23 protein-coding genes, 1 pseudogene, 1 CRISPR repeat array and 1 other annotated feature are annotated in these 25,442 nt (G+C 60.7%); of the genes and pseudogenes, 8 read left to right on the plus strand and 16 right to left on the minus strand.

Translation table 11 applies throughout. The annotated features are described in order from the left end of the window. On the plus strand, positions 1-128 hold a 128-nt coding region (locus ACTIFE_RS19490; RefSeq protein ID WP_439530831.1), incomplete at its 5' end, for a transposase. 527 nt (positions 129-655) lie between these two features. On the opposite strand, the gene ACTIFE_RS19495 is transcribed toward ACTIFE_RS19490, so the two are convergent. The 9 genes from ACTIFE_RS19495 to ACTIFE_RS19535 all read right to left on the minus strand — a co-directional run bounded on the left by ACTIFE_RS19495 (position 656) and on the right by ACTIFE_RS19535 (position 9,784). After that, positions 656-868, minus strand: coding sequence for a hypothetical protein (locus ACTIFE_RS19495; RefSeq protein WP_439530806.1), 213 nt, complete (start codon positions 866-868; stop codon positions 656-658). Positions 869-1,155: 287 nt separating this feature from the next. Then, positions 1,156-1,983: a hypothetical protein gene (locus tag ACTIFE_RS19500; protein WP_439530807.1), complete on the minus strand. Its 828-nt coding sequence runs from the start codon at positions 1,981-1,983 to the stop codon at positions 1,156-1,158. A gap of 60 nt (positions 1,984-2,043) precedes the next feature. Continuing rightward, a complete protein-coding gene (locus ACTIFE_RS19505; protein WP_439530808.1) occupies positions 2,044-2,457 on the minus strand; it encodes a hypothetical protein in 414 nt (137 codons plus the stop codon). 29 nt (positions 2,458-2,486) lie between these two features. Continuing rightward, on the minus strand, positions 2,487-5,462 hold the full coding sequence (locus tag ACTIFE_RS19510) for a hypothetical protein (RefSeq protein WP_439530809.1): 2,976 nt from the start codon (positions 5,460-5,462) through the stop codon (positions 2,487-2,489). Positions 5,463-5,491: 29 nt separating this feature from the next. Then, positions 5,492-6,034 (minus strand): hypothetical protein, encoded by a 543-nt coding sequence (locus tag ACTIFE_RS19515; RefSeq protein ID WP_439530810.1) that lies wholly within the window; start codon positions 6,032-6,034, stop codon positions 5,492-5,494. A 2-nt stretch (positions 6,035-6,036) separates the two neighbouring features. After that, positions 6,037-6,975: a hypothetical protein gene (locus tag ACTIFE_RS19520; protein ID WP_439530811.1), complete on the minus strand. Its 939-nt coding sequence runs from the start codon at positions 6,973-6,975 to the stop codon at positions 6,037-6,039. Positions 6,976-6,980: 5 nt separating this feature from the next. Next, complete coding sequence (locus ACTIFE_RS19525) at positions 6,981-7,799, minus strand: hypothetical protein (RefSeq protein WP_439530812.1); 819 nt, start codon at positions 7,797-7,799, stop codon at positions 6,981-6,983. Between the two features lie 111 nt (positions 7,800-7,910). After that, positions 7,911-8,672, minus strand: coding sequence for a hypothetical protein (locus ACTIFE_RS19530; protein WP_439530813.1), 762 nt, complete (start codon positions 8,670-8,672; stop codon positions 7,911-7,913). A gap of 326 nt (positions 8,673-8,998) precedes the next feature. After that, a complete protein-coding gene (locus tag ACTIFE_RS19535) occupies positions 8,999-9,784 on the minus strand; it encodes a hypothetical protein (protein WP_439530814.1) in 786 nt (261 codons plus the stop codon). A gap of 260 nt (positions 9,785-10,044) precedes the next feature. Here ACTIFE_RS19535 and ACTIFE_RS19540 point away from each other — a divergent pair, with 260 nt between their 5' ends. From ACTIFE_RS19540 to ACTIFE_RS19565, 6 genes are all read left to right on the plus strand, one after another. Further along, positions 10,045-10,749 (plus strand): hypothetical protein, encoded by a 705-nt coding sequence (locus ACTIFE_RS19540; RefSeq protein WP_439530815.1) that lies wholly within the window; start codon positions 10,045-10,047, stop codon positions 10,747-10,749. Positions 10,750-10,904: 155 nt separating this feature from the next. After that, positions 10,905-11,192 (plus strand): hypothetical protein, encoded by a 288-nt coding sequence (locus ACTIFE_RS19545; RefSeq protein ID WP_439530816.1) that lies wholly within the window; start codon positions 10,905-10,907, stop codon positions 11,190-11,192. Positions 11,193-11,372: 180 nt separating this feature from the next. Then, positions 11,373-11,687 carry a hypothetical protein gene (locus ACTIFE_RS19550; protein ID WP_439530817.1) on the plus strand — a complete coding sequence of 105 codons (315 nt, stop codon included), beginning with the start codon at positions 11,373-11,375 and terminating at the stop codon, positions 11,685-11,687. Between the two features lie 273 nt (positions 11,688-11,960). Beyond that, complete coding sequence (locus ACTIFE_RS19555; protein WP_439530818.1) at positions 11,961-12,197, plus strand: hypothetical protein; 237 nt, start codon at positions 11,961-11,963, stop codon at positions 12,195-12,197. A gap of 73 nt (positions 12,198-12,270) precedes the next feature. Beyond that, positions 12,271-13,089 carry a hypothetical protein gene (locus ACTIFE_RS19560; protein ID WP_439530819.1) on the plus strand — a complete coding sequence of 273 codons (819 nt, stop codon included), beginning with the start codon at positions 12,271-12,273 and terminating at the stop codon, positions 13,087-13,089. A 299-nt stretch (positions 13,090-13,388) separates the two neighbouring features. Continuing rightward, positions 13,389-13,763 carry a hypothetical protein gene (locus ACTIFE_RS19565; protein WP_439530820.1) on the plus strand — a complete coding sequence of 125 codons (375 nt, stop codon included), beginning with the start codon at positions 13,389-13,391 and terminating at the stop codon, positions 13,761-13,763. A gap of 48 nt (positions 13,764-13,811) precedes the next feature. On the opposite strand, the pseudogene ACTIFE_RS19570 reads toward ACTIFE_RS19565, so the two are convergent. Then, positions 13,812-15,043 (minus strand): annotated as a pseudogene (locus ACTIFE_RS19570) (IS3 family transposase). Then, positions 14,643-14,759: a sequence feature (AL1L pseudoknot), on the minus strand. It overlaps the preceding pseudogene by 117 nt. A gap of 50 nt (positions 15,044-15,093) precedes the next feature. Here ACTIFE_RS19570 and ACTIFE_RS19575 point away from each other — a divergent pair. Further along, positions 15,094-15,600 carry a helix-turn-helix transcriptional regulator gene (locus tag ACTIFE_RS19575; RefSeq protein ID WP_439530832.1) on the plus strand — a complete coding sequence of 169 codons (507 nt, stop codon included), beginning with the start codon at positions 15,094-15,096 and terminating at the stop codon, positions 15,598-15,600. 292 nt (positions 15,601-15,892) lie between these two features. Continuing rightward, positions 15,893-19,788: a CRISPR direct-repeat array (repeat unit 31 nt; unit sequence GTTTCGATCCGCGCTCCCGTGAGGGAGCGAC). A gap of 299 nt (positions 19,789-20,087) precedes the next feature. On the opposite strand, the gene cas2 is transcribed toward ACTIFE_RS19575, so the two are convergent. Genes cas2 through cas5c form a run of 6 tightly spaced genes read right to left on the minus strand, consistent with a single transcriptional unit; the run spans position 20,088 to position 25,425 of the window. After that, positions 20,088-20,378 carry a CRISPR-associated endonuclease Cas2 gene (cas2, locus tag ACTIFE_RS19580; protein ID WP_161676708.1) on the minus strand — a complete coding sequence of 97 codons (291 nt, stop codon included), beginning with the start codon at positions 20,376-20,378 and terminating at the stop codon, positions 20,088-20,090. 4 nt (positions 20,379-20,382) lie between these two features. Continuing rightward, the gene (cas1c, locus tag ACTIFE_RS19585; RefSeq protein ID WP_439530833.1) at positions 20,383-21,414 is read right to left on the minus strand and encodes a type I-C CRISPR-associated endonuclease Cas1c; all 1,032 of its coding nucleotides are present in this window, start codon (positions 21,412-21,414) and stop codon (positions 20,383-20,385) included. Continuing rightward, positions 21,411-22,082, minus strand: a complete 672-nt coding sequence (gene cas4 / locus ACTIFE_RS19590; protein ID WP_439530821.1) for a CRISPR-associated protein Cas4 — start codon at positions 22,080-22,082, stop codon at positions 21,411-21,413. The genes cas1c and cas4 overlap by 4 nt, the downstream gene beginning before the upstream one ends. A 3-nt stretch (positions 22,083-22,085) precedes the next feature. Further along, positions 22,086-23,042, minus strand: coding sequence for a type I-C CRISPR-associated protein Cas7/Csd2 (gene cas7c, locus ACTIFE_RS19595; RefSeq protein WP_439530822.1), 957 nt, complete (start codon positions 23,040-23,042; stop codon positions 22,086-22,088). Beyond that, entirely contained in the window at positions 23,039-24,820 is a 1,782-nt protein-coding gene (cas8c, locus tag ACTIFE_RS19600; protein WP_439530823.1) for a type I-C CRISPR-associated protein Cas8c/Csd1, read from the minus strand. The genes cas7c and cas8c overlap by 4 nt, the downstream gene beginning before the upstream one ends. Further along, complete coding sequence (gene cas5c, locus ACTIFE_RS19605) at positions 24,817-25,425, minus strand: type I-C CRISPR-associated protein Cas5c (protein WP_439530824.1); 609 nt, start codon at positions 25,423-25,425, stop codon at positions 24,817-24,819. Before cas5c ends, cas8c begins: the two co-directional genes overlap by 4 nt. Between the last annotated feature and the right edge of the window lie 17 nt (positions 25,426-25,442).

Below are 25,442 nucleotides of genomic sequence, written 5' to 3' on the forward strand. Positions count from 1 at the left end.
GAAACGTCATCGAGCGCATGTTCGGAAGGCTGAAGGAATTCCGCAGGATCGCAACACGCTATGACCGAAATGCAAGGAACTTTCTCTCGTCCATCTGCATCGCGGCAACCGTATGTTACTGGTTATGAGTCTGAAGCCTAGGCATTTTTGCAATCGCGCGGTCCACCGCATTCCCCACCTTGAAATGAACCGGAGTTAACTCAAACAAAGTCTGACGATATATTGGAAGTTCAGAACTGTTAAGCGGAAGGCCTTCAGCAGAAAAAGCTCTATAAAACAATTGCGAAATCTCATTATCACTGTATATTTTTTAAATAAATATTAAGTACCACGCAAAATTTCGTGGCAAGTCACCTAAATAAAAGTATTCATTATTACGCCGACGCAAGCGCGCAAACTCATTGAATTCATTATTATATCCAGTGAAATACATGTTCAGAGCTGAAATAGCTGCACTGAGCTCCCGCCCACTCACCAGCCCTTTCGATTCATCGTTTAACATTTCGACCACGGACTTCACGATTCTCGTTTGGCACTCTTCCGAACGTGTGATGCCACAGACAGCATTAGAGTCAGCAAGCCTTTCGAGTTCTGCATTGAGCTCGCTCGACGACAGTCCGCCAATCTTTTCCTGGGACGCGACCTTGAGGGACGCTTACGTGCCCTTGAACTCGGCCTGGTTCAACTGGTCCAGCTTGGCCCTGGCCTCCGTGTAAGCCCGATATTTGGCGAGCGTATCGAGACTGGACGCAGCCTGAATGGTATTTGCTGCGTCAACGAAAAGAATGTTCGCCTCCTTTTCCGGATCAGAACACGCGGTTAAACCGAGGGCCAGCACACTGATCGCACAAAACATAGCTGCTCGCATGAATATGCTCCTTGTTCAAAAGGGCTGAGGCGCGACAATCCGCCTGAAGTAAACGTTAGCCCTGCGTCAGATCTGTCCGAGCTGACGCAGGTTTTGATGCAACCGGCAATGGCCGACCGTCGCAGTACCAGCGGAAGCGTTCTATAGCGTGCAGCTGATCGCCCGCCAGCGAGAGGAACTGCTTGTTTTCACTGCCTTTTATGGCAGGTCGCTCAGCCTTCGGCGTTCTCTGAATTCAGCCTCCCTTCCACCGAAAAGAGGAAAGATCAGAAGTGACAGAATAAGGATTACAGCTGCTGAGCTCGGAACTCTGCCTGAATATCCGAGACAATTTTGTCCAGCTTGGACTTGTCGTTCAGCGCCGAATACACGACGCGAAGCTTTTCGATCGCTGCAGCGCCATAGGGTTCCAATTGCTGGACAGCTCGGCTGATGTCGTCGTCGTAGCACACCAGCGCATTCCATCTTTCGAAATCGGCCGATCCGACCATACGCAACTGCGCCGTAACGATCTGATCCGCGATGCTCGTGCCATACCGATAAGAACGATAGGCAAGAAACCAGCAAATCGGCAAACTTATCGGCCAAATGGGAATTACCACCCCCGCCAAAAGCCACAAAAAAGTATTGAACTTGAACGTATTCGCAGTTTCATACTCCTTCAACTCAGAGAATCGGGGCAACTTACAATAGCCTCGCCAAAACAATTTGGCTGCATAAAACTGACAAAACAAAAACAAAATTAAACACAAAAAGTATAAATATTCGAAACCACGAAAATAATAGTAATTGAATAATTCAATCAGAAAACTAAATGAAAAATAGAAATTGCCAAATATCAGAAAATGAAAAGTGAAAACAAATACGTATCCTAATAGAAATAAAATTGCCCCTTTAGCACTACTATGCGATACATGACCACGCCTCAAGGAGCCAATCAAAACAGGAATTAGCGCAAAACAAACCAACAACACGATTTTCAATATTAACAACCATAATGAATTAATTATTTCCAGCCAGTACCACGACGGATACAAAACAAGTATCGATCCAAAAATAGGAAAAGTTGCAATTAATACGGCAAAATAACCTCCAGATTCGAAATTTTTAACCATTTATTTATCCTTTGTGCGAGATTTTCGTTTTCGATCCAAGATTTCACATTTTATATATGGTTAACTAGCCATTCTTGGATCAAATTCCTTTCTGATGTCCGAAACGATCTTGTCGAGCTTCGACTTGTCGTTCAGCGCCGAGTATACGACACGAAGCTTGTCAACCGCCGCGGTACCATAGGGTTCCAGCTGCGCGGCCGCACGGCTGATGTCGTCATCGTAACGAACCAGAGCGTTCCATTTGTCGAGATCTGCGGAACTGGAGTTGTTGGCGAATGCAGAGCTCGGTATCGCGCCGCTTCCTGCCCGCGACTGCGCGGTCACGATCTGGTCTGCAAGTGTCGTCCCAGACCGATAGGACCGATAAGCAAAGAACCAGCAGATCGGCAAGCTTATCGGCCAGAACGGAATGATCACGCCCGCCAGGAGCCAGAGGAATGTACCGAACTTGAACGTATTTGCAGTTGCTGACATGTCACTTACCCATTGTCTTGAGTCAGGATTTATCTCAACGGCACGGACGGCTTCAGAACCGGCGGACCGAATTTGATGATGGGACCCTTGCAGCCGTTGACGGGACGTGTGGTCCCCTGCGAGCCGGCGAGCGGCATGTTGCAGGCACGGTCGAGGACTGCGGTTTCATCTGGCGCCAGCCGGGCAAGATCGAGCGGCATGAGCGCGCTGTAGCTGCCGACAAGGGATGCCCGCATGGCGTCCGTGACACGGTCACGGGCCACCAGAACGATTTCTGCGGCGCGCAGGGCATCGCGAACCCGGGAGGCGCTGCCAGAGAGCTCTGCCCTGACAGTCTCAGCTGCCGACAGGGCGATCCGGTGTTCCGCGCTGAGCCTCGATCGGTCGAAGGGATCAAGACTGTCAGTTGCACCCAGCAACGCGGCGATGGCCTCGGGGAGGTCGTGTCCGGTGCCGCGCGCAACCTCGAAGGCACGTTCGCTCGCAAGCAGAGCCTGGAGCCTGGCGTTGCTCTGCAAGAGGGCAAGTTCGCCCTCGCGCGCCACATCAAGGAGCGCCCGCTGTTCCTGTGTCATCAGGGCGCGATCTTCAGTGCTCAAGGCCCTGGCTGCCGCGCTCATGGCACGCTGGGTTGCCTCCGTCGGAGATTGACGCCAGGCATCTGCAGCCTGTTGCAGGTCCGATATCAGCCCGAGCGCCAACAGCCGGGGGCCATCCTGCAGCGCTGCTGCAAGGGCGGTGCCGGCATCGTCGGCTGAGCGTGTCCGGTCATACTCCGTGATGGATTGCAGGGCCGAGCGCAGGGTCTGACGGGTCGACGTGGAGTTGTCGGCCAGCAGCCGGTCGTATGCCTTTGTCACGGCTGCAACCCTCAGATCGCTTGCGGCTAGACGCGCTGCAGCATCTCCGGCAAGGCTGAGAAACCCGCGACCTTCCCCGTCAAGGCGCGCCTTGTCCGCCTCGGTCAATGCAGCGGCAGCCCCGGCGAGGGTTCGATCATTGGCGGCAGATGGCTGCGACAGGGCGGATCGCGCAGCCTGTTCAAGCGCGGCAATCCGGCCCTTGCTGGCCGCCAGCGCCATTCCCGCCGCCTCTGTGCTGGCAAGAAGGTCCTGGTTCCCTGGTTCGCCGGCGCGTGACAGGTCAAACGCCGTCAGGGCCTGACGGGCTTCCGCAATTGCGGCATCGGTCCTTGCAGCCGCGGCCGCTCGCAGGGAAGACCAGCGCTGGTCACTTTCCGCGAGTGCAGCCGTGCAGCGCTCGGCAACGGCCAGGGCTGCCCCCTGCTCCACTGCTGCCGTTCGCCGTTCGGCATCCGGCAAGGCCTTGGCGGCCTCTGAAAGTGCCCCGCAATTGGCAGCATCGTCCGGCACTGCCGGCACGGCGGCAGCAAGCCGGCTGAGCGCCGCAAGGCGCTCCTGTTGCGCCTGCTCCTGCACCGGATCTGGCCGCAGGGCCTCGCGCAGATGCCCTGCCCCATAAAGACCACCCAGGAGCATGAGCCCTGCCGCAACAGAGCCCAGGAGAACCGGCATCAGCCTGCGCGACCTGCGGGGTTCCAATTTCGCCGCCGGCAAGGGCTCGACGGCCGGTTCTTCCGTTGCCGAGGCATTACCCTTTGCCGCACCCTTTGCCGCAAGCCGGGGTGCCGCGGCCGGATCTGCGAAAAGATCCTCAAGCTGGCGCAGGTGATCAACCGCACGCCAGAAGAATGTCCCACGCTCCTCGGCCCGCTTGAGAGCCTGCAAGGTTTCGGGTGTCGCGGCTTCCAGATTGGCGGTCGGAAACACGAACAGCGATCCAGCCGGCGCCTCGCGTTCCAGGAGGCGCACCTTCGCGGCGAAGCCGTCGATGGGGCCGACCTCTCCCTGGCCGTCCTTTGGGATCTCACCGGTGGCGATGATGTGCCTTCCTGCAAAGGGCTCGGCATAGCCATAGCGCGCACTTCGATCCGCAATCGCAAGGGCCAGCCCAAAGCTCGGGCCATCAAAGCTGTTGCCATCGAACCTTGCACGCACATAAAGGCTCGCGCGCCCGGCGTCGTCCTCAGTCTGCCGGGCAACGTCGACGATCATGTAGCTCCGGTTGGCCTGATGAGCCTCAAGTGCCCCAGGCTGCAGATAGGCAGGCTGTCGGTGCGCCGGCTGATACTGCTCGCAGGTCAGATAGAAGAGCTCGTTGTCCGCTTCGTCGAGTTCATCGCCCACCACCGGAAACAGGGCAAGCCCATCTCGGGGGGCAGGAATGGCGGAGCGGCGACGGCGGCGGCGGGGCCGTGATGCACCCGGCGTCCATGCCGGTGCTGCGGCGACGGCAGAGCCATCGCCGCCCTGTCGGTCAGCGCCGTCCTTCGCTGCGGTGGCAGAACCATCCGCCACCTGCAGGCCAGGTGTGCTGTCAATCTTCTGACGCAGTTCGACCAGCAACGCGCGGATCTCGGCCACGTCATCTCTGGACAAGGCGTCACCCTTGCTGGCATCGGCAAAGCGGTCCTCGACCTCGGCTACCATAGCCCGGTTGATCGCGCGAATGGGCTCGGCTGCCTCATCCCCGGCGACGGCGGCTGCAAACGCGATCAGCGTTATCAGATCCGCCTCGGCCTGCCGGATGTCGCCCGGATTGAGCGAGGACTTGAAATGCGACTGCCTGTTTCGCAGTTTACGCGCGTTGTCAGCGAGGTCGCGGGTGATCCGCGAGTTGCCCTTGAGACTGCGGAGCTGCGAGGACACATCCATCACGGTGGCGCAGAGCTCGGAGAACTCGAAGTCAAGGGAACCATTCGTCAGGACAAGCGCCGGGCGGGTGTTCCAACTGGCGTTTCTCTCTTTCACCCAGGCATCGTTGTCCTTGCGGATCCGGTTCAGCTCGGCAAGCCAGGCACTTCCCCATTCATCCTTCATCTTCTGGATGAAAACGGGAGCAACGACTTTCAACGTCACTAGAAGTGCCGTGTTGACAAAATCAAATGGCTGCCGCTTGCCGAAATCTGACATCGCACCCGTCATGAATCCCCCATTTCAGTCTCGCGCGGTGATCAAGGTTCCAGCCGCAACGTGAACCGCTTCAGGCGCTCCTGCGGCGTTTCAGAAGCCTGCCAGGTGGCACCGATGCGGTTGTAAACGTCCGGAATCCCGCGCGCCCAGATCAGTCCTCCTGTATCCTGGAGGGTGACCGGCGTTTCTGCTGGCAGGAACTTCAGATATTCCTGCGACAGCTCGACGGAGATCGACCATTCGTCCTCGAAGGCTTCATCCCGGAACAGGGAGACGGTGAAGCCCCGGCCGGTCACCTCATCCTGCGAAGAGGAACCGGAGGCGGCCAGACGCATATCTGATGTTCCAAGGCCTGCTGACGCGATCGCTTCGCTCAGGTCCAGACGGACCTGCCGGCGGATGGTCAGGAAATGCGCCCTCGCGTCTGGCGAGGACCAGAGCAGGCGCTTTTCATCCGCGGTCAGGCGCGGGCCGGTGGTCAGGGCCTGCCGGATGCGTTCATCGGTCAAGGGCTCGAAGCCCTCGGGTTCGCTCTGGCTCGCCAGCACGGCGGCCAGCAAGCCCAGATGCTGGATATCGGTCATGATCATCTCTCACGCAGAAGCTGGAAGTCGATGCTTTTGCTCAGGCAGTCGCGCAGGAACTCGAGCGCCCGGCTGCAGCGCTTGGTAAATTCGTACCGGCTGATGCCCTTGCGGGCCTGATAGGCGTCCTGTGGCATCAACTCGATATCGTTGATCTTGTGCTGGATCAGCGCCGCTTCCCAGTCGTCCATGGCCGTTCGGCGCAAGCTGTCAAGACACAACTCGAAGCGGGGCCAGATCCCGGTTTCTTCGGAAAGTGCCGCCAGGTCCTCGACATCGACGCCATCCGCATTGCTGTCCGTGTCCAGCGCAAACTCGTCGAAATAGCTTTGCAACGTGCCAAGCGACAGGTTGTAGTTCTTGTTGCCTGGATACTGCTCTGCGATCTGGGCCTGTACGGCACGCAGATGCTCGACCGTTCCGAGCCTGGCCTCCAACGTGCCCGGTGCGCGCCGCATGATCTGGTGCGAGATACGCTGAATGGCCTCCCAGTTCTTGACCCGGTTGGGCGATCCCCCGGACATCTTGCGCCGGGCATCATTCAACTGCGTCCAGAACAGGGTCCTGACCGCCGCCTCGGGCGCGATGTCCCGGTTCGTCTGCCCGCTGATCAGACGCGCATCCCGGACGATGGCCAGCCGGAACGCGTCGGTGTCTCCGAACAGCGGCAGGACATAGCTCCACATGGAACTGGAGACATGAAGCCCAACGCCGTCTTCGGCACCTGCGGCCTGCCCGGCAATCACTCCGTTGATCAGCTGGCCAATGGCTGCGACGATCCGGTCGGTGTAAGCTTGCGCCGCATCTTCTGGTGCCCGCCCCCCCTGCCGAAGGTCTTCGGACAGATCCGCCACCATCGGCCGGACCAGCTTCCAGGAGTGCCGGCAAAGCTGTTTCCATCCAGTGCGATACCAGTGCCTTTCATCATAGGCGTAGCGCATCGTCATCACTCCCGGATGCCGAAGAGCTGCGCCGGGATTGGCTTGGCGACCCGGTCTCCCGGCGCCGCCATCAGCAGTGTTGCGCCATAGCGTTCGAAGACATCCATCCTTGAGTCACGCATGCAGGCCATGTAAACTGAGAAGTCATAGAAGCCTGGCTGAAGTGAGATCGCCCCTTGCTCCGTAGAGTAGACTTGATCCCATCCTCCAGCGTTCGAGATTATAGCGGTAACGATCGGCTTTTCTTCGACTTTGAGAGATGCTCGGCAAGACTTTGCTCCATCGCGGCCTTCTTCTTTGCCGACAGAGAGTTGGAACGCATGCGATCCAGTCTTTTCGATCTTTAGCACGCCACTCCAGACAGTCTGCACAAGCGCATTCGCCCTGGCGAAGGGCGCGAGCGCCGGATCGCCGACGAACTCCCCATAATTGAACCGTCCGGACGGCTCGACCGTCACGCTGCCGACAGCGATGCCATTCGGCTTTGCTTCAATCTTGGACGCCTCCATGTAGTAGGAATCATCTGCCTTGTAAGGCATCGTATGCACGTCCAGATACAGCTGCCCCATGCGGATGCTCTCCGGCACGGCCACCGGCGCGCTGGCAACAGACGATGTGGCCGCTGCGGAATGCGGCGCCTGAGCCGGTACGGCCGGATTGGCCTGCATCTGCTGCTGCATGAGGTCGAGCAAGGCGTCGAGCTTGCGCTCGAGATTGTTCACCCGCTGCTCCAGATCCTGGGCAAGCGCTGCGGGCGTGGCGAGCAGGGCCGCGGTACTCATGAGCGCGGCCAGAGCAAGGGATCTACGGGTTCTTGCGATCATCGGTTCAACCTCTTTGAGCTGTGATGGTCCGTCAGCCTGCCCATCGGCAGACCGGGCAGGACAGTATGGAGTGGAACGGAAAGGGGAGATCTGGCGGCGGGCATGGCAGGCTCAGGGCGCGATGCCGATCCGGCTGGCCGGAACCGGCTTCAGCGCGGTATCGCCCGGCTCGGCGAAGGTCAATGTCACCGACACACCCTCCAGAAACCGGGTCATGTCGGGATTGCCGACAACGGTCCGCAGCCTGTCAAAGGCGGTAAAGCAGGACAGGAACACCTCCAGGTCATAGTGACCGGGCTCAAGCGATTGGTTGCCTTGCTCCACCGCTACAGGATTGCTCTGGTCGGAGACAAACTCGGCGAAAACCTTCACGACCCCCTGCCCGGCAAGACGCAGCACACTGCGACACGTGACCTGGCCAGCATATTCCTTTCCGGCATAGCCAAGCGCCAGTTGGAAGTCATGGGCACCAGGCCGTGCAATCGCCAGACGGCCGCTCCACCGGACACCGACCACACCGCCGTCCTGCGCCTTCAGGAAAGGTGCGAGCGCCTCGTCTGCGAGGGCGTCCTCAAAGCCAAGGCGCGCTTGCGGCACCACCGGGACGGTTGCCGGCGGCAGCCCCTGACAGGCATCGGGAAGCCGCCGGCTGGCATCCAGTTTCAAGGGACAGGCAGACATGTGCAGGCCCGAGACGAGGCCCTGGCCATCCAGCGATGCGGATTCAGTGCCTGAAGCCGCATCGGGCGCTGGTCCGCGCTGCTGCAGCAACATGTCGATGGTCTTCTGCTGCTGATTGATCACATCAACCAGCGCATCAATTTTCTTTTCAAGGGTTTGAACGTCGGAGGCCGGATCGGACGCGAAGGCCACTCCAGGCAACAGCACCGCCCAAAGGCAAATTGCGGCGCACCCCGCAAGAACCTGTGTCCTCATTGTTTCCCCGCCCCAGGCCATCGATCCGTGATGACGCATTTGCCGAGTTTTACAATCTGCTGCATGCAAGGCAAGAGTGCAGTGACGCAAAGGCGGAAAAGAAGACAGGCAAGATGTGCTCCCCAAGAACAACCCAAAGCTGGTGACGGTCATCTGTACGTTCCTTAGCATCCCAATGTGACAGTTGCCGTTATTGCCTTCGCTCCCTGTGCGATCCGGCAAACCCGGACGCGCAGGGAGCCCTTTGACGAGGGGCGCGGCGCTCACTCCTTCAGGAACGCCTCGAAGGCTTCCCGGCTTGCGCTGGGGGCACCGGACGCAGAGAGCGGCGTCATCAGGTCCTTGGTGGTGCTGATGAGCTGGCGGCTCTGGTCGAGCCCGGCCTCGCTGCCGCGGATGACGCCGTCGATCATGTCCAGATTGGTGCTGAACTCGCCGAGGGTCTGGTTGGCGCGGATGAGCTGCAACTGGGCCGGCACGATCCGCTTGGCCAGAGTGATCTGGCCAGCCTGAACCATCAGCGTATCGAGACGCGCCTGCAGCTGGTTGCGCAGTTCGCGTGCCGACGAGAGGCTTGCCTCAAGAGCCGCCTTTTCCTCGAACAGGAGCTGCAACTGGGCCTTGAACGTTGCCCGGTTCGGATAGGTCCGCCCGGCAAACTGGACCGGACCGTCTGCGCCCGTCAGGCCGGCACCGGTATCGGCTTCGAGCTTGCGCAACAACGATTTGCCCTCGCTGAGGAACATGCCGTTCTTGGCAACCAGCTCTTCCTGTTCACCGACAAGTCCGGCAACGCGCTCATGCTCGCTGCGGATGGCACGCGTCGACACACCGACTTCCCTTTCGAGAAGCTGCAGCTTGTCATAGCGGGCATTGAGGCACCCCGTCGGATTGCCGGCGCAGGCATCCTCGTCCCACCCGAGCGCGTAGTCGCGCACCAGGCTTTCCATCTTGGCGGCAGCCTGCGGTGCGGCCACCTTCAGCGCGCCAAAGCCCGCACCAGCCGTCACAACGACACCTGTGGCAACAATCAGAGTTTTGAAGATCATGACACGTTCCTTGCTGTTCACCGGTCCATCCGGTCTCGCAAGGACTGCCTGGAGGGTCGCCGGCCGGCTTGCCGAAACCGGGGGCAACTTTTTTGATTTTTTCACCGGGCGATGCATCGGCAGTCCCGGATGCCCCAGAAACATCCCGAAGACAGGACATGTAAGCAGGCAGCAGATCCTTGATCTCCCCTCCAGGAAAGGGTCCGGATCGGCCCTCAAGCGGGCGCGATGACCGGAACAAAGATCCAAGAGGACCTGCCATGCTGACCTTTGAAGAATTCTATCGCCGCCTGACGGACCTGCAGCCGGAGCGCCGCGTGTTCTGCCGGGATCTTGCCCTGCGCAATCTCAAACCGCTTGTCCAGGCAGCCTTGAAGATCCGTCATGCCGAATGCTATGGCGAGGACGGCATCGATCTCCTGGCCATCGTCGGCATGGCCCTGCGCGATGAGGGCGTCCCAGCCTCGAACTTCGAGGCCTTGAGCGCCAGCACACAGAACAAGCTCATTCACCTGGTAGACTTCTTCTATGCCGGACTTCATCTGGAGTTTCGCGCGCCCGTCAGGGATGAAACCCTGCCAGGCCTCGTCGCGCGGCAGTTCAAGCGCAATGAGATGTTCGAGTACTTCGACAGGATCGGCGATCCGGTCGAAAGCCTGATTGCGCATTACACCGCAAATCCACAGAACCTGGATGCGGCGTTCGAGGCGGCTTGCCGGTCGCATCAGACCGTGAAGGATTTCGCGGGGTACGGCAGCCCGGCAATCCGCCTACCTCAAGGCAGCGCGCTCGCCTCGCGCTTCGAGACCATCACCGCTCCCATCGACAGCATGATCGAAACGCTGACAGAGGCCTGCTACATGTCGGCCGATGGCAGCGACTGGCCGATGGAATTCAAGTCTTGCCTTGTGCTGCTTGCAGCAACCGAGCGGGAACTGTTGAAGCAACAAGGCCTGTTGCACTGACCACGCGCGCCACGAGCCCCCTGCCCCGCGGATCTCCCCGCCTCGGGTCAGTTGGAACAGGCCGGCAGAAGAAAAGCCGCTTCCGCAACCGGCAAAAGGCCTCGCTTCCCACCAGGCAAGGGTTCCGAATGGTCCCTTGTCTGGAGGCAAATGCGATGGCTCTTTATCCCGAAATCAGTCAGCACGCCGTGTCCCGCATGCAGCAGCGCGGCATTCCGGCTCGTGTCGTCGAGCTTCTGGAGCGATTTGGAACCGCCGTGCGCTGCAGCGGCGCGACCCGCATAATCTTCGACAGGAAGGCGATCCGGCGCCTCCAGCACCATCTGGGAGGCGAGCGCGGCCTCGCCGTCATCGAGCGCTGGATGAAGGTCTATCTGGTCATCAACGACCAAGGCACCCTGGTCACTGTTGCGCACCAGACAGGCCGCCACCGGCGACCCTGAACGGGAGGCCTCGCAGGTCCGGCGTTGTTTAAGCCTCAGGGAAAAACGCTGCGTCACCCGGTGGACAGCAGCGTCGCAACAGCGATAAAAATCCCGTGCATGATCTTTGTCTTTCTGGTTCAGGTTGTCCTCTCGAGGTGCGTCTGAACGTTCATCAACCTTCCAAGGAGCTTGTGAGAGATGAGTGACGCGACGATCCGCGAGAGTTCCGGCGGCCCTGACGCGAGCCCGACGACGCGGGACAATGCGGCGGCGGCCACTGTCCGTGAGCCGGCTGCGGCAGCGGCGACGGTGCGCGAGGGGCAGACAAGCACCGGCGGCGGGTCGAGATCCTCTGATGCGGGCGGCAGCACTGGCACTGGCGGTGGCAGTTTCCTGCGCTTGCCCGAAGGTCTTGCGGTTCGCTACCGGATCGAGCGCGAGCTGCCGACAGTCATGACAGCGCTTCCAGAGACCATCAAGGGTCTGTTCAAGTTAGAAATCATCCACTGCTGAGGCGATTGGCCGAGATTCGAGGCGTTCGAATATGCAACGGTGGGATAGGTGAACTGTTCAACAACAGGCCCGCTTGAGCCTACCGGAACATCCAGCCTGCAGAAGCGGTGGCCAAACTCTACACAACTCTGAAAATTGAACGCATTGCGGTATAACTATCGTAATACAACCTTCCACAAAGCCGTCCCCGCCAAGCGCGCCATTGCTTAGAGTTGCAAACCCATGCCTCTACATGCATTATTGTAGCGTAAGTCAACAGCAAAGGGGAACAGAATGGGAATATTCGATTTCGACAGTAAGCCCAGCCACGAGGCATCGTTCGGTGAACGGATCTCGGGAGAATCTAAGGCCGTTCGCAAGGCCGGCCTGGGGGACATCCTCTCCGGGTCGGCCACGAAGACCCACGAAGCGGACTTCGGTGACAAGCTACTCGGACGGTCTCAGGCCCGTCATTCGTCGTCGCTCGGAGAGGACCTTTCCGGCGACAGCGACCCTTGGTCCTGGAAGTAATCCCGCAAAGCAATACCGAAACCCAAGAAATCTCGCTCGCCTTTTCGAAGGGAGCGAGAGCTGGAGGTTATCTGTGGATTTGATTGTATTGGACCGGTTCTCGAAGTCTCTCGTTGCGACCATACAGACAGACGCCGACGACGGGATCTTCGCAGGAGACGATTTGAACAGCCGCTACGCCTCCCTCGCTGACCTTATAGCGGTCACCTTCGGAGAGGCGGTTGGTAGCAAGGACCAAGGTGTCAACGTTCTCTACGAGGGGTTTACGATTGCCCAATTGGCAGAGGGATTCATTGAACGTTGGAGCAACAGCCCCCTTGACTTAATAGATGATCAGCCAATCGTATGCGAACTTCAGAAGGCAAAGGCGTTCAAGTCGAGCCCCGACTACGCTGAAGTATCCCGTTTGGTCGGCGACATTCCCGTAGCACTTGCTATACGTCCATCTAGTTTCACACGAAACGGTCAGGAATACGTCATCGTTCTGCTTAGGCCAAAATTTCCGGAATGGTACTTTTATTCGGACCATCCGGAGGGTGTTTCCCACGAGCAGCGGCGGGAGTTGCTCCCAATTATAGAGCGGTCCGTTGCCGAGGTATTCGAAGGGCGTAAGAGGCTCGATCCGGACGATGTCAGCGGGCTTTACTATTTCTTCGTCCACGAGGTCGTCCCAGAGGTGTTCGCGCAGGCAAAAACTGACGCCGGCGCGAAGGAACTCGTGAACATTCTAGCGAACACGACATCTTTCTTCGTCCCGGGAGGCGGAGCGGAATCGATCTTCGATATTCCCTTTTTCTGGATGGAGTACTTAATGTTCCTGTTCGCAAACGCGATGGAAGAGGACTTCTTCCCCGTTCTGAGGGCGAAACTCGCGGAGGCACGGGCCAGTTGACGGAAGCGCCCGGTCACACTCCCGGCGAGTTCACAATGAAAATGGGTATGGAGAAACAAGCCGCATGAGGCCAGATTGGAAACTCAAGACTCTCCCGAAAGCTGGAGGGAAGTCGGGTTTCACGTCAACGTCTAAACTTGAGTAGATTCAATGTCATGCTCCTTCTCCTGAAGCTTAACACGGACAGCAGTAGATTCTGGCGGGTAACCGGCTTGCCATCCCTGGTTACCGTGTGTATTCATGAAATCTGCAAATCCTTCACACTGGCCTTCCTTTAAAAAAGGGTTTGGGGGTTAACAATGAAAAACTCCATTTTTGCACTTATTTTTATGTCAGTTCTTGCACTCCCAAATGCAGCTAGTACGCAACCAGTTTCAAACGCCACCTTCTGGTGTGTAGGCGAATTTAAAAATAACCAAATAGGTGGCTCTCATATCACACCTTGGACAATTGAAGACAACGGACGGATCTATGCAGAGGGCCATTGGGAAGGCACTTGGACAAAAAGAGAGGACGGACTTTTGGACGTGCTCTCATGGACGTGGCAGGGTAATCCCAATGATGGAAAGGACGGTGCCTTTATCGTCCAAATACTTGGACCCAAGTATTTTATTGCATGGAGAAATGGTGAAACGTTTCGCTGGGGCACAAGAACAACCCGTAGCAGTTGTTGATACTTGACCTGAACCGCGCCGAGTTTTCCGGAGACCGTTTAGTTTAAGTTATGCGGCCATGGCTGGCGCGTCCAGCATGGCGTAGTATTGTTCTTCGGCCTCGGCTGGCGGGATATTCCCGATGGGCTCCAGAAGGCGACGGTGATTGAACCAGTCGACCCATTCGAGCGTGGCGAACTCCACAGCTTCGAAGTTGCGCCATGGTCCTCGCCGATGGATGGCCTCTGCCTTGTAAAGACCGTTTATCGTTTCTGCGAGAGCATTGTCGTAGCTGTCGCCAACGCTTCAGACAGACGGCTCGATGCCCGCCTCCGCCACCCGTTCGGAATAGCGAATGGAGACGTATTGCGAGCCGCTGTCCGAATGATGGACCAGCCCGCCACGTTTGACGGGCCGCCGATCATGCAGTGCCTGGTCGAGAGCATCGAGCACAAAGCCCGCGTGCGCCGTGCGACTGGCCCGCCAGCCAACGATACGGCGGGCGAAGGCATCAATGACAAAGGCCACGTAGACGAAGCCCTGCCAGGTCGCGACATAGGTGAAATCGGATAGCCACAGCATGTTCGGCGCGGGAGCCTTGAAGTGGCGGTTGACGCGGTCGAGCGGATGCGGGGCAGACTTGTCCGATGCAGTGGTTTTGATCGGCTTGCCACGAATGATGCCTTGAAGACCCATCATTCTCATGAGCCTTGCGACGGTGCAGCGGGCGATATCGAAGCCTTCTCGCTGCAACTGTCGCCACACTTTCCGCACGCCATAGACTTGGAGGTTCTCGTTGAACACTCGGCGTATCTCGACTTTCATGGCAATATCATTCCGTTCGCGGGCCGATAGGCGACCCACGTCCGTGCGCTTGGCGACGACCTCATAATAGGTGGACGGGGCAATCGGCAGCAGTCTGCAGATTGGCTCGACCCCGAGCACCGAGCGGTGTTCGTCGATGAAGGAAATCATCGCTTCAGTGGGCGGTCGAGCTCCGCCTGGGCAAAATACGCCGAGGCTTTGCGTAAAATCTCATTCGCCTGACGAAGCTCGCGGTTCTCCCGCTCCAGAGCCTTCATCTTCTCCGCCACGTCGCTTGGCAAACCTGCACGCTTGCCGCTGTCGACCTCGGCCTTCTTCACCCATTCATGCAGGGTATGCGCCGAGCAGCCGATCTTGGCCGCTATCGATGATACCGCCGCCCAGCGGGAGGGATGTTCGGCTTCATGCTCCGTCACCATCCGAACGGCGCGGGCACGAACTTCAGGAGAGAATTTGTTCGTCGTCTTGCTTGTCATAGACCCTACTTCTCACGAGTTGGGGTCTCCGGCAAAGCCGGGGCGGTTCAATTGCGACCGAGCTCGAGGTCTCCAAGCGGACCGTTTATCGAGACGTTGCAGACCTGATCGCGTCTCGCGTGCCCATCTCGGGCGAAGCCGGGATCGGATACGTCTTGGAGAGCGGATACTACCTTCCACCCCTCATGTTAACGGAGGACGAGATCGATGCACTTGTCTTGGGGGTCGAATACGTCAAGAGCCGGGGCGAGCACGAGATCGCAGTGGCAGCGAGGAGCCTTCTGGCGAAGGTGCAGGCCTGCCTGCCAGAACGGCTCGTACCCCTTGTTGATCTGCCAACCACAAGCGTAGCGCCCGTTGCGTCGTCATTTGAGAGCATTAGCGCCGCCGACATCCGAGCGGCGATACGGGCTCGACGCAAGCTCGAGCTGAAGTATTCGTCGGCAAGGGTATTGGACGAAGCCTCGTGCGGGATGTGCTGGCCGCTTGGCCCGAGAGACAACCGCTTTTCGCCACTGTCGCGCCGGGCAACGTGCGCTCGCTCCTGGCGTTTCTAGCCGCCGGCTTTCAACCGGTCGGGTCTGAGCTGCTGATCGATAGAATAAGTCCCTAGCAACTGGATCACTAAGGCTGTGGCGGACCGGGTAGAGAAGGTTCGACGTCAGACCCACCCTCTCCGCCATTATCTTTACGTTCCCTTTGAAAATCAATTACTTACCGTCCCTTTTGTCCAACTCTGGCAAAAGATTGGATATTGTCTGTTCCTGTTTTGCTCGCCGATGGCAGCAATGCCGTGATCAGCCAGGCGCGTTTGATCGACAGCGTCCGGATTACGGTCAGTGTAAACGCGTTTCGATCCGCGCTCCCATGAGGGAGCGACCCGCCCGGCAAGTCTATGGAGCGCAGACGCTCTATCAGTTTCGATCCGCGCTCCCGTGAGGGAGCGACCGTCATAGCCGTTCAGCTTGCGGGTCAGGGCGGTTTCGATCCGCGCTCCCGTGAGGGAGCGACCTGTATCATTCGCGGGCCAGCGCGCGGCGCGCGGTTTCGATCCGCGCTCCCGTGAGGGAGCGACTGGGCCGGCGAGCCCTACATGCCCTGCACGCCGCCGTTTCGATCCGCGCTCCCGTGAGGGAGCGACTGAGCCCATCCCCAACGCGCGTAGGTAGAGGTCAAGTTTCGATCCGCGCTCCCGTGAGGGAGCGACGATCCGGCCGGCGCCCGCCTGGACGAGCACAAAGTTGTTTCGATCCGCGCTCCCGTGAGGGAGCGACCTCCAGTTGCTGGTGGATCCACGGCCGGGGCTGGTGTTTCGATCCGCGCTCCCGTGAGGGAGCGACTGGGCATCTCACATGCCTCCAGCGCGCAGGATCGTTTCGATCCGCGCTCCCGTGAGGGAGCGACCATGGTGATATCAAAAAGATAAATTCTATACGTGGTTTCGATCCGCGCTCCCGTGAGGGAGCGACAAATCTCTTGATGAGTGGAAATCTAGTATTGACAGTTTCGATCCGCGCTCCCGTGAGGGAGCGACAAGGATGGAGAATTTGTGGAGAAAATCTTTACGCGTTTCGATCCGCGCTCCCGTGAGGGAGCGACAAACGGATCACTCATCAGTCAGCTCCTCAAGCGCGGTTTCGATCCGCGCTCCCGTGAGGGAGCGACTCAAAGCCTGGCTGGCGCTGATCGCGTCCGGCATGTTTCGATCCGCGCTCCCGTGAGGGAGCGACCGGACGCAGCTGCGGCTGGACGCGCAGCTCTCGCCGTTTCGATCCGCGCTCCCGTGAGGGAGCGACTCAGCCCGCCTGCGCCGCCCTGCGCCAGCGCGCCGTTTCGATCCCCGCTCCCGTGAGGGAGCGACCTCGCGTTCTTGAGGAAGCCGTTGGTGTTTATAACGTTTCGATCCGCGCTCCCGTGAGGGAGCGACGGTCGACCTGGGCAAGCCCACGCTCAGCTTTTCGCGTTTCGATCCGCGCTCCCGTGAGGGAGCGACTCCGCAACACCGGTAATCTCACGCTCCTGCTCCTTGTTTCGATCCGCGCTCCCGTGAGGGAGCGACTTGGTTCTGGCACAGGAACCGGAGCCGGAATAGGTGTTGGTTTCGATCCGCGCTCCCGTGAGGGAGCGACCTCTAACTTCACCGTGCATCACTTCACCCTCAACGTTTCGATCCGCGCTCCCGTGAGGGAGCGACTTCCCCTTAGATTTGATTGACTTGTGAAGCGGCGGTTTCGATCCGCGCTCCCGTGAGGGAGCGACCCCGCGCCATCGGGCACAACCGGCCCCCATGTGCGGTTTCGATCCGCGCTCCCGTGAGGGAGCGACATCGGCGAGCTGACGCAGCGCGCCACCCTGTTTGAGTTTCGATCCGCGCTCCCGTGAGGGAGCGACACGCCCATGGCCAGCGCGCTGGCTCTGGCGCGGATGTTTCGATCCGCGCTCCCGTGAGGGAGCGACGAATAGGCTGTGATCAGCCTCGCCGCGTGTGGCGGTTTCGATCCGCGCTCCCGTGAGGGAGCGACAAGCCCAGCCGACCATCCCGAGGAGGACGACATGTTTCGATCCGCGCTCCCGTGAGGGAGCGACGTCAGTGCCTGGTCACTGCGACCATGTCGCGCGTTTCGATCCGCGCTCCCGTGAGGGAGCGACAGCCGGCCCGCAAGACCTGACATGCGCTTTGCCAGTTTCGATCCGCGCTCCCGTGAGGGAGCGACGGCTCACCGTTGAGCGTGGCCGGCTGCCCAGCCTGGTTTCGATCCGCGCTCCCGTGAGGGAGCGACCCTCGCGCTCCTCGAGGCTCGCCCTGAGCCTCGCGTTTCGATCCGCGCTCCCGTGAGGGAGCGACGGCGCTCGGGTCCGGCGGGCATCACCCCTGGCTGGTTTCGATCCGCGCTCCCGTGAGGGAGCGACGAGGCTGAGTTTCACGTGCATCTCCCCGTGAAAGTTTCGATCCGCGCTCCCGTGAGGGAGCGACGGCGTGAAGAACGCGCGCACCTATCAACGTTACGTTTCGATCCGCGCTCCCGTGAGGGAGCGACCCGTGGTCCCAAAACTCGGCACGGGCGGTGTCCGGGTTTCGATCCGCGCTCCCGTGAGGGAGCGACATTTGAAAATCCCTTAATGATTTGATAGCTGATCTGTTTCGATCCGCGCTCCCGTGAGGGAGCGACCATTTCGTTTAGCGCGAGCTTCAGCGACCTTTGCTCGTTTCGATCCGCGCTCCCGTGAGGGAGCGACACCGACTAAGCCGCTCGGGTGCATCCCAACCAAGGTTTCGATCCGCGCTCCCGTGAGGGAGCGACGGTGCAACGCCGCTTTACCTCGGCGGCATAGGCCGTTTCGATCCGCGCTCCCGTGAGGGAGCGACCACAATCCAAGGCCATGGGAGCCCTGCCAGCGCGGTTTCGATCCGCGCTCCCGTGAGGGAGCGACCCGCTCTCAGACTGTGCAGCTATTCCATGGTTCTGTTTCGATCCGCGCTCCCGTGAGGGAGCGACCGAGATCAAAACCAGCGCTCGCCACGACTGGCTTGTTTCGATCCGCGCTCCCGTGAGGGAGCGACCGGACATGATGGGTTCATCAAGTCGGAAGTCGTCGTGTTTCGATCCGCGCTCCCGTGAGGGAGCGACCCCCGGACTTGGGCGCTTGACAACTGGGGGCAGTTTCGATCCGCGCTCCCGTGAGGGAGCGACCTTCGCGCCAGCCGTGCCGACCGCATAACCACTATCGAGTAACGGGTTTCGATCCGCGCTCCCGTGAGGGAGCGACATGTGGTGGTGGTCTTGTCATCGCCTCCGCCAAAGTTTCGATCCGCGCTCCCGTGAGGGAGCGACTTCTCGACAAACCGGAAGCCGATGGTATCGACAATGTTTCGATCCGCGCTCCCGTGAGGGAGCGACACCGTCGATTGGTTCTGAGAAAGGACACCATCATGTTTCGATCCGCGCTCCCGTGAGGGAGCGACCGCACAGTGTCCGGCTTCACTTTTTCTTCACTGTAGTTTCGATCCGCGCTCCCGTGAGGGAGCGACGGGTTTTCAGACGACGGGTTCATCTTGCCGGAGCTGTTTCGATCCGCGCTCCCGTGAGGGAGCGACAGGGCGCGGGATACGCGAACGGCCAGTGTAAAGCGTTTCGATCCGCGCTCCCGTGAGGGAGCGACGCGATCCGAACCAGTACCCTGTTTCGCGGTGGCAAGTTTCGATCCGCGCTCCCGTGAGGGAGCGACGGATTTCGACCTCCGATTTGCCGCGAGCCCCACGCGTTTCGATCCGCGCTCCCGTGAGGGAGCGACAGCCGAGGGCGCGGGACCATCCGGTCCTGCCTAGTTTCGATCCGCGCTCCCGTGAGGGAGCGACTTTGTTCCAGACGCTACTAGGTCCGCCAGTCTTGGGTTTCGATCCGCGCTCCCGTGAGGGAGCGACCTTGCGTGTCGGATTCATTGGCAAGAGGCCCGGTTTCGATCCGCGCTCCCGTGAGGGAGCGACGATGTGATGGGCGAGATCTACATGTAGACCCGGTTTCGATCCGCGCTCCCGTGAGGGAGCGACACCACGAATCCGGTTGCTTCTAACTCTTTCAATTCGTTTCGATCCGCGCTCCCGTGAGGGAGCGACCGTTATTGATCTTTTTTGAGTCGTCAACCAACTGTTGTTTCGATCCGCGCTCCCGTGAGGGAGCGACGTTGACACAACATGAGCTAGACCATTTGGCCGGTTTCGATCCGCGCTCCCGTGAGGGAGCGACGGGTATGGTCGTAACAGCTTGGACAACAAATGAAAATTGGCTTGTCGGCGCGAAGCAGCACTTTGTCGCACGATGATGCAGGCCGAATGAGCGAGGTCGCCGGACTTTTGCTGTGTTTTCAAAGAGCTGGCGCAGCGCGAACCGGCGCGGCTTTCAAGGCACGCTTCATGTTCGCGCGGATGCGCCGAAAGTGTGCCACCGTGACCAGCGGCCAGACACAGGGGTCTGGCCGGTATCAAGCGCATTGGTCTCACCCTAGTCCGCAGGCCGGAGTGCTTTTAGACTTTGCTGGTCCCGTCCTAGACGATCAGCGGTCCATTGAGATCCGCCGCCGGTTTGGCGCCCACATGCTCGACCCGGCGCTGCCAGTTTGAGCCAAGATAGTAGTAGCGCAGGCTATCGGTTTCCAGCGCGATGATCCCTTCAAGGCGGGCCTTCAGCTGTGTCCACTGGGCGGGATCGACCTCGATTTCAAAGACCGAAAACTGCACCCGTTGGCCGAAGTTCTGGCAGGCCCTGGCCACACGGCGCAGTCGCCCGGCGCCGCCCGGACTGGAAGTGCTGACATCATAGGTCACGAGAACAAGCATCGGCTCACTTCCAGAACCAGGGGGGATAGGCCTCAAGATCGCCGCGCAGGTGCCGGGACAGGAGTTGCGCCTGCAGATAGGGCACGAGCCCGAGCGGCGCCTTTTCGTCGAGGAAGGGATGCTGCCGCTCCTCGCGCTTGCGTTCCTGCCACGCGGTTAGGACGAGCTTGCGCGCGTCGTCCGTGAGGAGCACCGCGCCACCCTCGCGCGGTTCAAAGTCCTTGGCCCTGAGCTGACGCCGGTTGAACAGCGACAGGGCCAGCCGGTCGGCCAGCACGGGACGCAGTTCCTCCATCAGATCAAGGGCGAGGCTTGGACGGCCCGGGCGGTCGCGGTGGAGAAAGCCGACGGCCGGATCAAGGCCACAGCTTTCCGCAGCACTGCGGCAATCATGGGTGAGCAGCGTGTAGAGGAACGACAGAAGCGCGTTGACCGGATCAAGCGGCGGACGCCGCGAGCGCCCCTTGAAGCAGATCTCGGGGTCGGGCGAGCGGATCAGGTGATTGAACACGCCGAAATAGAGCTGTGCCGCTTCACCCTCGGCACCGCGCAGACTGTCGAGCCCGCTCAGCACCTCGAGCTTCTGCAACAGACGCGCCATGCGGGCGGTTGCCTGGTCCAGCGCCGCCCTGGCAGTTTCATCGGCATCGGCGCCATGGTCGCGCAGGTGGCGCAAAAGGACGCTGCGCTGGTTGGCGATCTTGCCCATGACCATGCTGCGGACAATGTCGTCCGGGCGCTCGGAGGCGGCATATTGCGCCCGGCGCAGGAGGACATTGCCGGCAACCGGCCCCTCGATGCGTGCCTGAAAGCGGCCGTTGCGTTCCAGCAGCACAAGCGTGATGCCGGCAGCGGCGCAGGCTCCGATCAGGGCTGGCGAGACGAGAACCGGGCCGAAAACGACCACGGCACCCAGCATGTGCAGCGGCACACGGGCGCGCTCGGCCCCTTCCACCTCGGCGACAAGATTGTCGCCGTCCTTGCGCAGCGCAGCACCTTCCGTGGTGACATAGACGGTGTTGAGAAGCTTCTTCAGGATGGGTCCTCCTCGCTGAGCAGGCCGGCAATCTGGCGCTGCCGCCAGGCCAGGACCGGGCGCATAACCTGTTTCGGGCGGCAAAGCTCGCTCAGGGAACAGGCGCGGCAGCGGTCTGCCCGGTAGACGGGGGGCGGCGTGCGGGATGAGGCGAAGACGGCCGCAAGATCCGCAATCGTCCTCTCGGTCAGGGCCCTGAGCTCCGCGTCGAAGGGTACTTCGAGCCGCCGCTTCGGCTCGGCATAAAAGAGGGCTCCGGCCGGAACGGGCCGGCCGGTCATTTCCTCAAGACACAGCCCTTGCGCGCAGAGCTGCACCTCGTCGGCCCGGTGCAGCTTGGCCTTGCCGCGCTTGTACTCGACCGGATAGGCGGTCTCGCCCTGCGGCGAAGCGCGGAACTCCACCACATCGGCGACGCCGGCGATGTTCAGCCGCCGGCTGGCAATGGCCAGCGCCGACACGCGCCGCACGCCGCGTGAAAACCGGCTGCCGGGCTTGTCGGCCACCGCATGCAGCACATGCCCCTCGGCGGTGAAGCGGTTGTCCGCCCACAGCCGCTCGAGATGGATCAGGGCCGCCTGCCTGAGGCAGAACACGGCGTGCTGCAGGGCGGAGAGGGGAATGGGCTCTCCGTCCTGAACGTCCTCCCTCCCCTCCCCGCCTGACATGGGTTACAGCCGTTCGATCAGGTCCACGCCGGCCGGCAGGTTGTCGCGGTCGATGGTGACGATATAGTCGGAGAATTTGCGGGCCGGCGGGATATTGCCAAGCCGCTGGTCATCAACCGCACGAAACTCGCCCTCGACATTGCGCCCGATCCGGACGCGGTCAAACAGCGCATGGGCCGGTGCCTTGCCGAGGGCGCAGTCATGCTTGAAGACGATCAGCTTGCGGGTTGCCATCTCGCCACGGGCCGCAGAACGATCATGTTCGAACATGGTCTCCAGCGCTTCAAACAGCAGCTCTTTGTCGGCCTCCGAAAAGCCTGTCCGCTCGGCCAGCTTGGCGGAGATGAAGCCGTGTGCCCGGTACAGGCCATACGGCACAATGTGCTTGCGGCCCATGGTGCGGATGTCGCCTTTGGTTTCGTCTTCTGTCGTGGCCGCCATGCGGGTGATGGTGATTTCAGCCGGCATGATCTGTTCGACGGACGAGGCGAAGGTGAGCTGGACCGGCCCGCGCACCTGGCCGCAGTTTGCCCCCTTCGTCGACATCACGGCCCCGAACGTCCGCACATCGAAGAAGTTGGCGCACATCCAGTCGCTGAGCTTGCGTGCCTCCGCATCCTCCTTGGGCAGGCGGCTGTAGCCGTCCTTCTTGTCCGGCTGAACGGCGTTGGCGTTCCACGCCCGGCGCTGCTTCTGGTCAAGGATGGCACGTTCCGTCACGAAGATCTCGTAGCGCTGGCCGAGGTCCTCGAGCGGCTTGTCGGTCGCCGGGGCCTCATCCCCCTTGGCGAAGGACACGTAGTTGCGGATCTTGCGCTTCAGGCTGACATCCGAGACAAGGCCGAAGTTCGTTTCCGGGTCCATGCGCGGCAGGTTGCCGGCATCCGGATCACCGTTCGGGTTGCCGTTGACGACTTCGAACAGCAGAACAAAATCATAGCGGTTGGCAAGCGTGGTCATTGGGCAACCTCTTCCTGAGCAGCGACGTCCTTGGTCGATTTGAAGAATTCATTCCGCTGGTGGTAGTAGCCGAGGCCGAAGAGGGCCTGCTCTTGCGGCGCCAGGGCAATCGGGAATGGATCAGCACCGGGCTGCATCAGCTCCATGATCGAGCTGACGTGCTTCTCAAGCACGACCTTGTAGCCGGGCTTCTGCTTGGCGAGCTTGGAGAGATGCGGCGCCGACCCCTTGTCGAGAAGGGCAAAGACCTTCTGTGGCTGGGCGGCGGCAGCACTGTAGAACTTGTCCTTGATGCTGGCGTTAACGTTGCCAAGCGCGGCCTGCTGGATCTGCTCATAGACAGCGAACAGACGCCCCAGCAGATAGCCTCTGTTCGTGTTTTCCGGATCGAATGCCACAGGGGCCTCCTTCTCTGGGTGAAGCCTGAAATTGCGGATAACCAAGGCACGCAGGATGGCGACGCGCATGGCATTGACATCGCCATCGGCGCGCAAGCGCACCAGGACGGATGACAGAAGCGTGAGCGGATAGGGCGTGCCGGCGAGGATGGAGCGCATCCACTCCCCGGCAAGCGTCGGCGGCACATTCTCGCGCTTTCCCAGAACGGCCACTTCCAGCAGATACCGCCACAAGGCGAGACTGGTTGTCCGAGGGGGCGGGTCGACCCGCATCTCGGCTGCGAACCGGTTGTAGCGCTCAGCCACCGCGCCAAAATCATCTTCCAGATAGAAGCGAACCGACAGCCGTGCGGCATTGGGCGAGAGGCCCAGAACGTAGAAGCGGACGCCCTTGGCGAGTTTCGGCCGCACCAGCGCCACCGGCTCGCCCGAGCGGAGGCGGCTCAGGGCGGCGCCAACTTCGGCAGACTGCTTGGTCAGGTCGACCTCCGGGACGTCGGAGAACCATAGCTGGCTCACGGCCTCGACGATGGCCATGTCGTCCGCGCTGACGTCCGGATCGACAGCCTCGGCCCAGAACACGGTGGAGGCGTCGCCGATCTGGACCGAGTGACCGCTGTCGCGGCGCAACAGGTCGTTGAGGGCACCGCCGTAGCGGGCGGCGGCGGCAACGGACATCGGCGCGTTCAGCCCCTGTTCGTGGCCGTAGGATTCAAACGAGGCCTGGTTGAAGGAGACCAGCGAGGCCCCGGATGACTGTGCGCCCCAGACGCCCTTGATCGAGGGATGCAGAACCGCAATCGGTGCCGTCTCGCCGGAGACGAGGCAGATGCCGAGCGTTGTATCTGCCGAAGCGTTCATGCGCGCCCACAGGGCCTTGGCGGCCGGGCGGTCATGCAGGTAACGGCTGCGGCGTTCGCTCTCCAGCGCAAACACCACATTCTGGTCCTTCATCGCCTCCTGCCAGAGCGGGGCGATGAAGTCCGCCGGCGTCCAGCGCTCCAGGAACAGGCGCAGAGCGACGAGGCCGGCGTCGTCGGCATCCTTCAGTTCGGTCAGGTGCCGCTCGACAAAGGCCGCGTGTTCCTCCGCAAGGCGCTTGCCCTCGCCCGCTGTCACGCCAAGCACATAGGCGGTCTTGTCCCAGAGAAAGTTGGGCGTAACACCGGAGGTCCGCTTGATTGCCTGAGGAACGGCGACCGTGCTTGGCAGCGGCTTTTTGCCGGTCACATCACGCAGATCGCGGACGTTGGCAGGAGTTCCGTCTTCATGGAGCGAGATGACAAAGGAGATCTTTTCCGGCGAGTAGCCAAGCGGCGGCAGGTGGCCTTCCGCCTCCATCCGCTCGCCCAGACGGCTGAGGGCCTGAAGCATGGTCATCGGCGGATCTCCGGTGAGCCCGGTTGCGGCACCGCGATGACGCCATTCTCCAGCATGGCGCGGAAGAACAGCGACGGACGGTCGGGCCGGGAATGGTCGATGTCCCACAGCATGAAGCCGAGGTCACGGGTGTCGGCGATGGCAGCAGGCAGGGACTCGCCGTCACCGATCAGCCGGAAATCGGCGGCAAACTCGCGGGTGCCGAGGCACGGCTGGTGGAAGCACTGGCCGCGTTCCGCGCGGCGGTTGAACATCTCGATATGCTTGCCCTCAGTGTCATCAGCCCCGGCGCGCGCCGTGCGCTCGAAATGCGCCTCGATGACATAGGCGACATCGACGAGGATCGTGGAGGCGCGTTGCTGCCGGTCCTCATCGACCAGAAGCGCCAGATCCTCGAGACTGCCCCGGTTCATCGCCGTCTTGATCTTGCCGGCCGGGGCCTTGCTGCCGACCTCGTTGCGGCGGATCGACTGGAAGCGGATCGGCTGCAGCACATGGATGCGGTCGATGACCCAGCGGATCGCCGGCTTCCAGTGGATTGCCTCCAGGATCCCGCGCGCGGCTGAGGGCGTCAGCGCGTCATAAGACACACGCTCCGCCTTCATCTCGGGCCTCGTGAAGC

It is taken from the genome of Pannonibacter sp., assembly GCF_051860505.1.
GTDB lineage: Bacteria > Pseudomonadota > Alphaproteobacteria > Rhizobiales > Stappiaceae > Pannonibacter.

Excerpts from the sequence above, each read along its gene's own strand:
- ACTIFE_RS19495 (WP_439530806.1), bottom strand. The coding sequence starts at position 868 with ATGCGAGCAGCTATGTTTTGTGCGATCAGTGTGCTGGCCCTCGGTTTA.
- ACTIFE_RS19500 (WP_439530807.1), bottom strand. The coding sequence starts at position 1,983 with ATGGTTAAAAATTTCGAATCTGGAGGTTATTTTGCCGTATTAATTGCA.
- ACTIFE_RS19505 (WP_439530808.1), bottom strand. The coding sequence starts at position 2,457 with ATGTCAGCAACTGCAAATACGTTCAAGTTCGGTACATTCCTCTGGCTC.
- ACTIFE_RS19510 (WP_439530809.1), bottom strand. The coding sequence starts at position 5,462 with ATGACGGGTGCGATGTCAGATTTCGGCAAGCGGCAGCCATTTGATTTT.
- ACTIFE_RS19515 (WP_439530810.1), bottom strand. The coding sequence starts at position 6,034 with ATGACCGATATCCAGCATCTGGGCTTGCTGGCCGCCGTGCTGGCGAGC.
- ACTIFE_RS19520 (WP_439530811.1), bottom strand. The coding sequence starts at position 6,975 with ATGCGCTACGCCTATGATGAAAGGCACTGGTATCGCACTGGATGGAAA.
- ACTIFE_RS19525 (WP_439530812.1), bottom strand. The coding sequence starts at position 7,799 with ATGATCGCAAGAACCCGTAGATCCCTTGCTCTGGCCGCGCTCATGAGT.
- ACTIFE_RS19535 (WP_439530814.1), bottom strand. The coding sequence starts at position 9,784 with ATGATCTTCAAAACTCTGATTGTTGCCACAGGTGTCGTTGTGACGGCT.
- ACTIFE_RS19540 (WP_439530815.1), top strand. The coding sequence starts at position 10,045 with ATGCTGACCTTTGAAGAATTCTATCGCCGCCTGACGGACCTGCAGCCG.
- ACTIFE_RS19545 (WP_439530816.1), top strand. The coding sequence starts at position 10,905 with ATGGCTCTTTATCCCGAAATCAGTCAGCACGCCGTGTCCCGCATGCAG.
- ACTIFE_RS19550 (WP_439530817.1), top strand. The coding sequence starts at position 11,373 with ATGAGTGACGCGACGATCCGCGAGAGTTCCGGCGGCCCTGACGCGAGC.
- ACTIFE_RS19555 (WP_439530818.1), top strand. The coding sequence starts at position 11,961 with ATGGGAATATTCGATTTCGACAGTAAGCCCAGCCACGAGGCATCGTTC.
- ACTIFE_RS19565 (WP_439530820.1), top strand. The coding sequence starts at position 13,389 with ATGAAAAACTCCATTTTTGCACTTATTTTTATGTCAGTTCTTGCACTC.
- cas2 (WP_161676708.1), bottom strand. The coding sequence starts at position 20,378 with ATGCTTGTTCTCGTGACCTATGATGTCAGCACTTCCAGTCCGGGCGGC.
- cas4 (WP_439530821.1), bottom strand. The coding sequence starts at position 22,082 with ATGTCAGGCGGGGAGGGGAGGGAGGACGTTCAGGACGGAGAGCCCATT.
- cas7c (WP_439530822.1), bottom strand. The coding sequence starts at position 23,042 with ATGACCACGCTTGCCAACCGCTATGATTTTGTTCTGCTGTTCGAAGTC.
- cas8c (WP_439530823.1), bottom strand. The coding sequence starts at position 24,820 with ATGACCATGCTTCAGGCCCTCAGCCGTCTGGGCGAGCGGATGGAGGCG.
- cas5c (WP_439530824.1), bottom strand. The coding sequence starts at position 25,425 with ATGAAGGCGGAGCGTGTGTCTTATGACGCGCTGACGCCCTCAGCCGCG.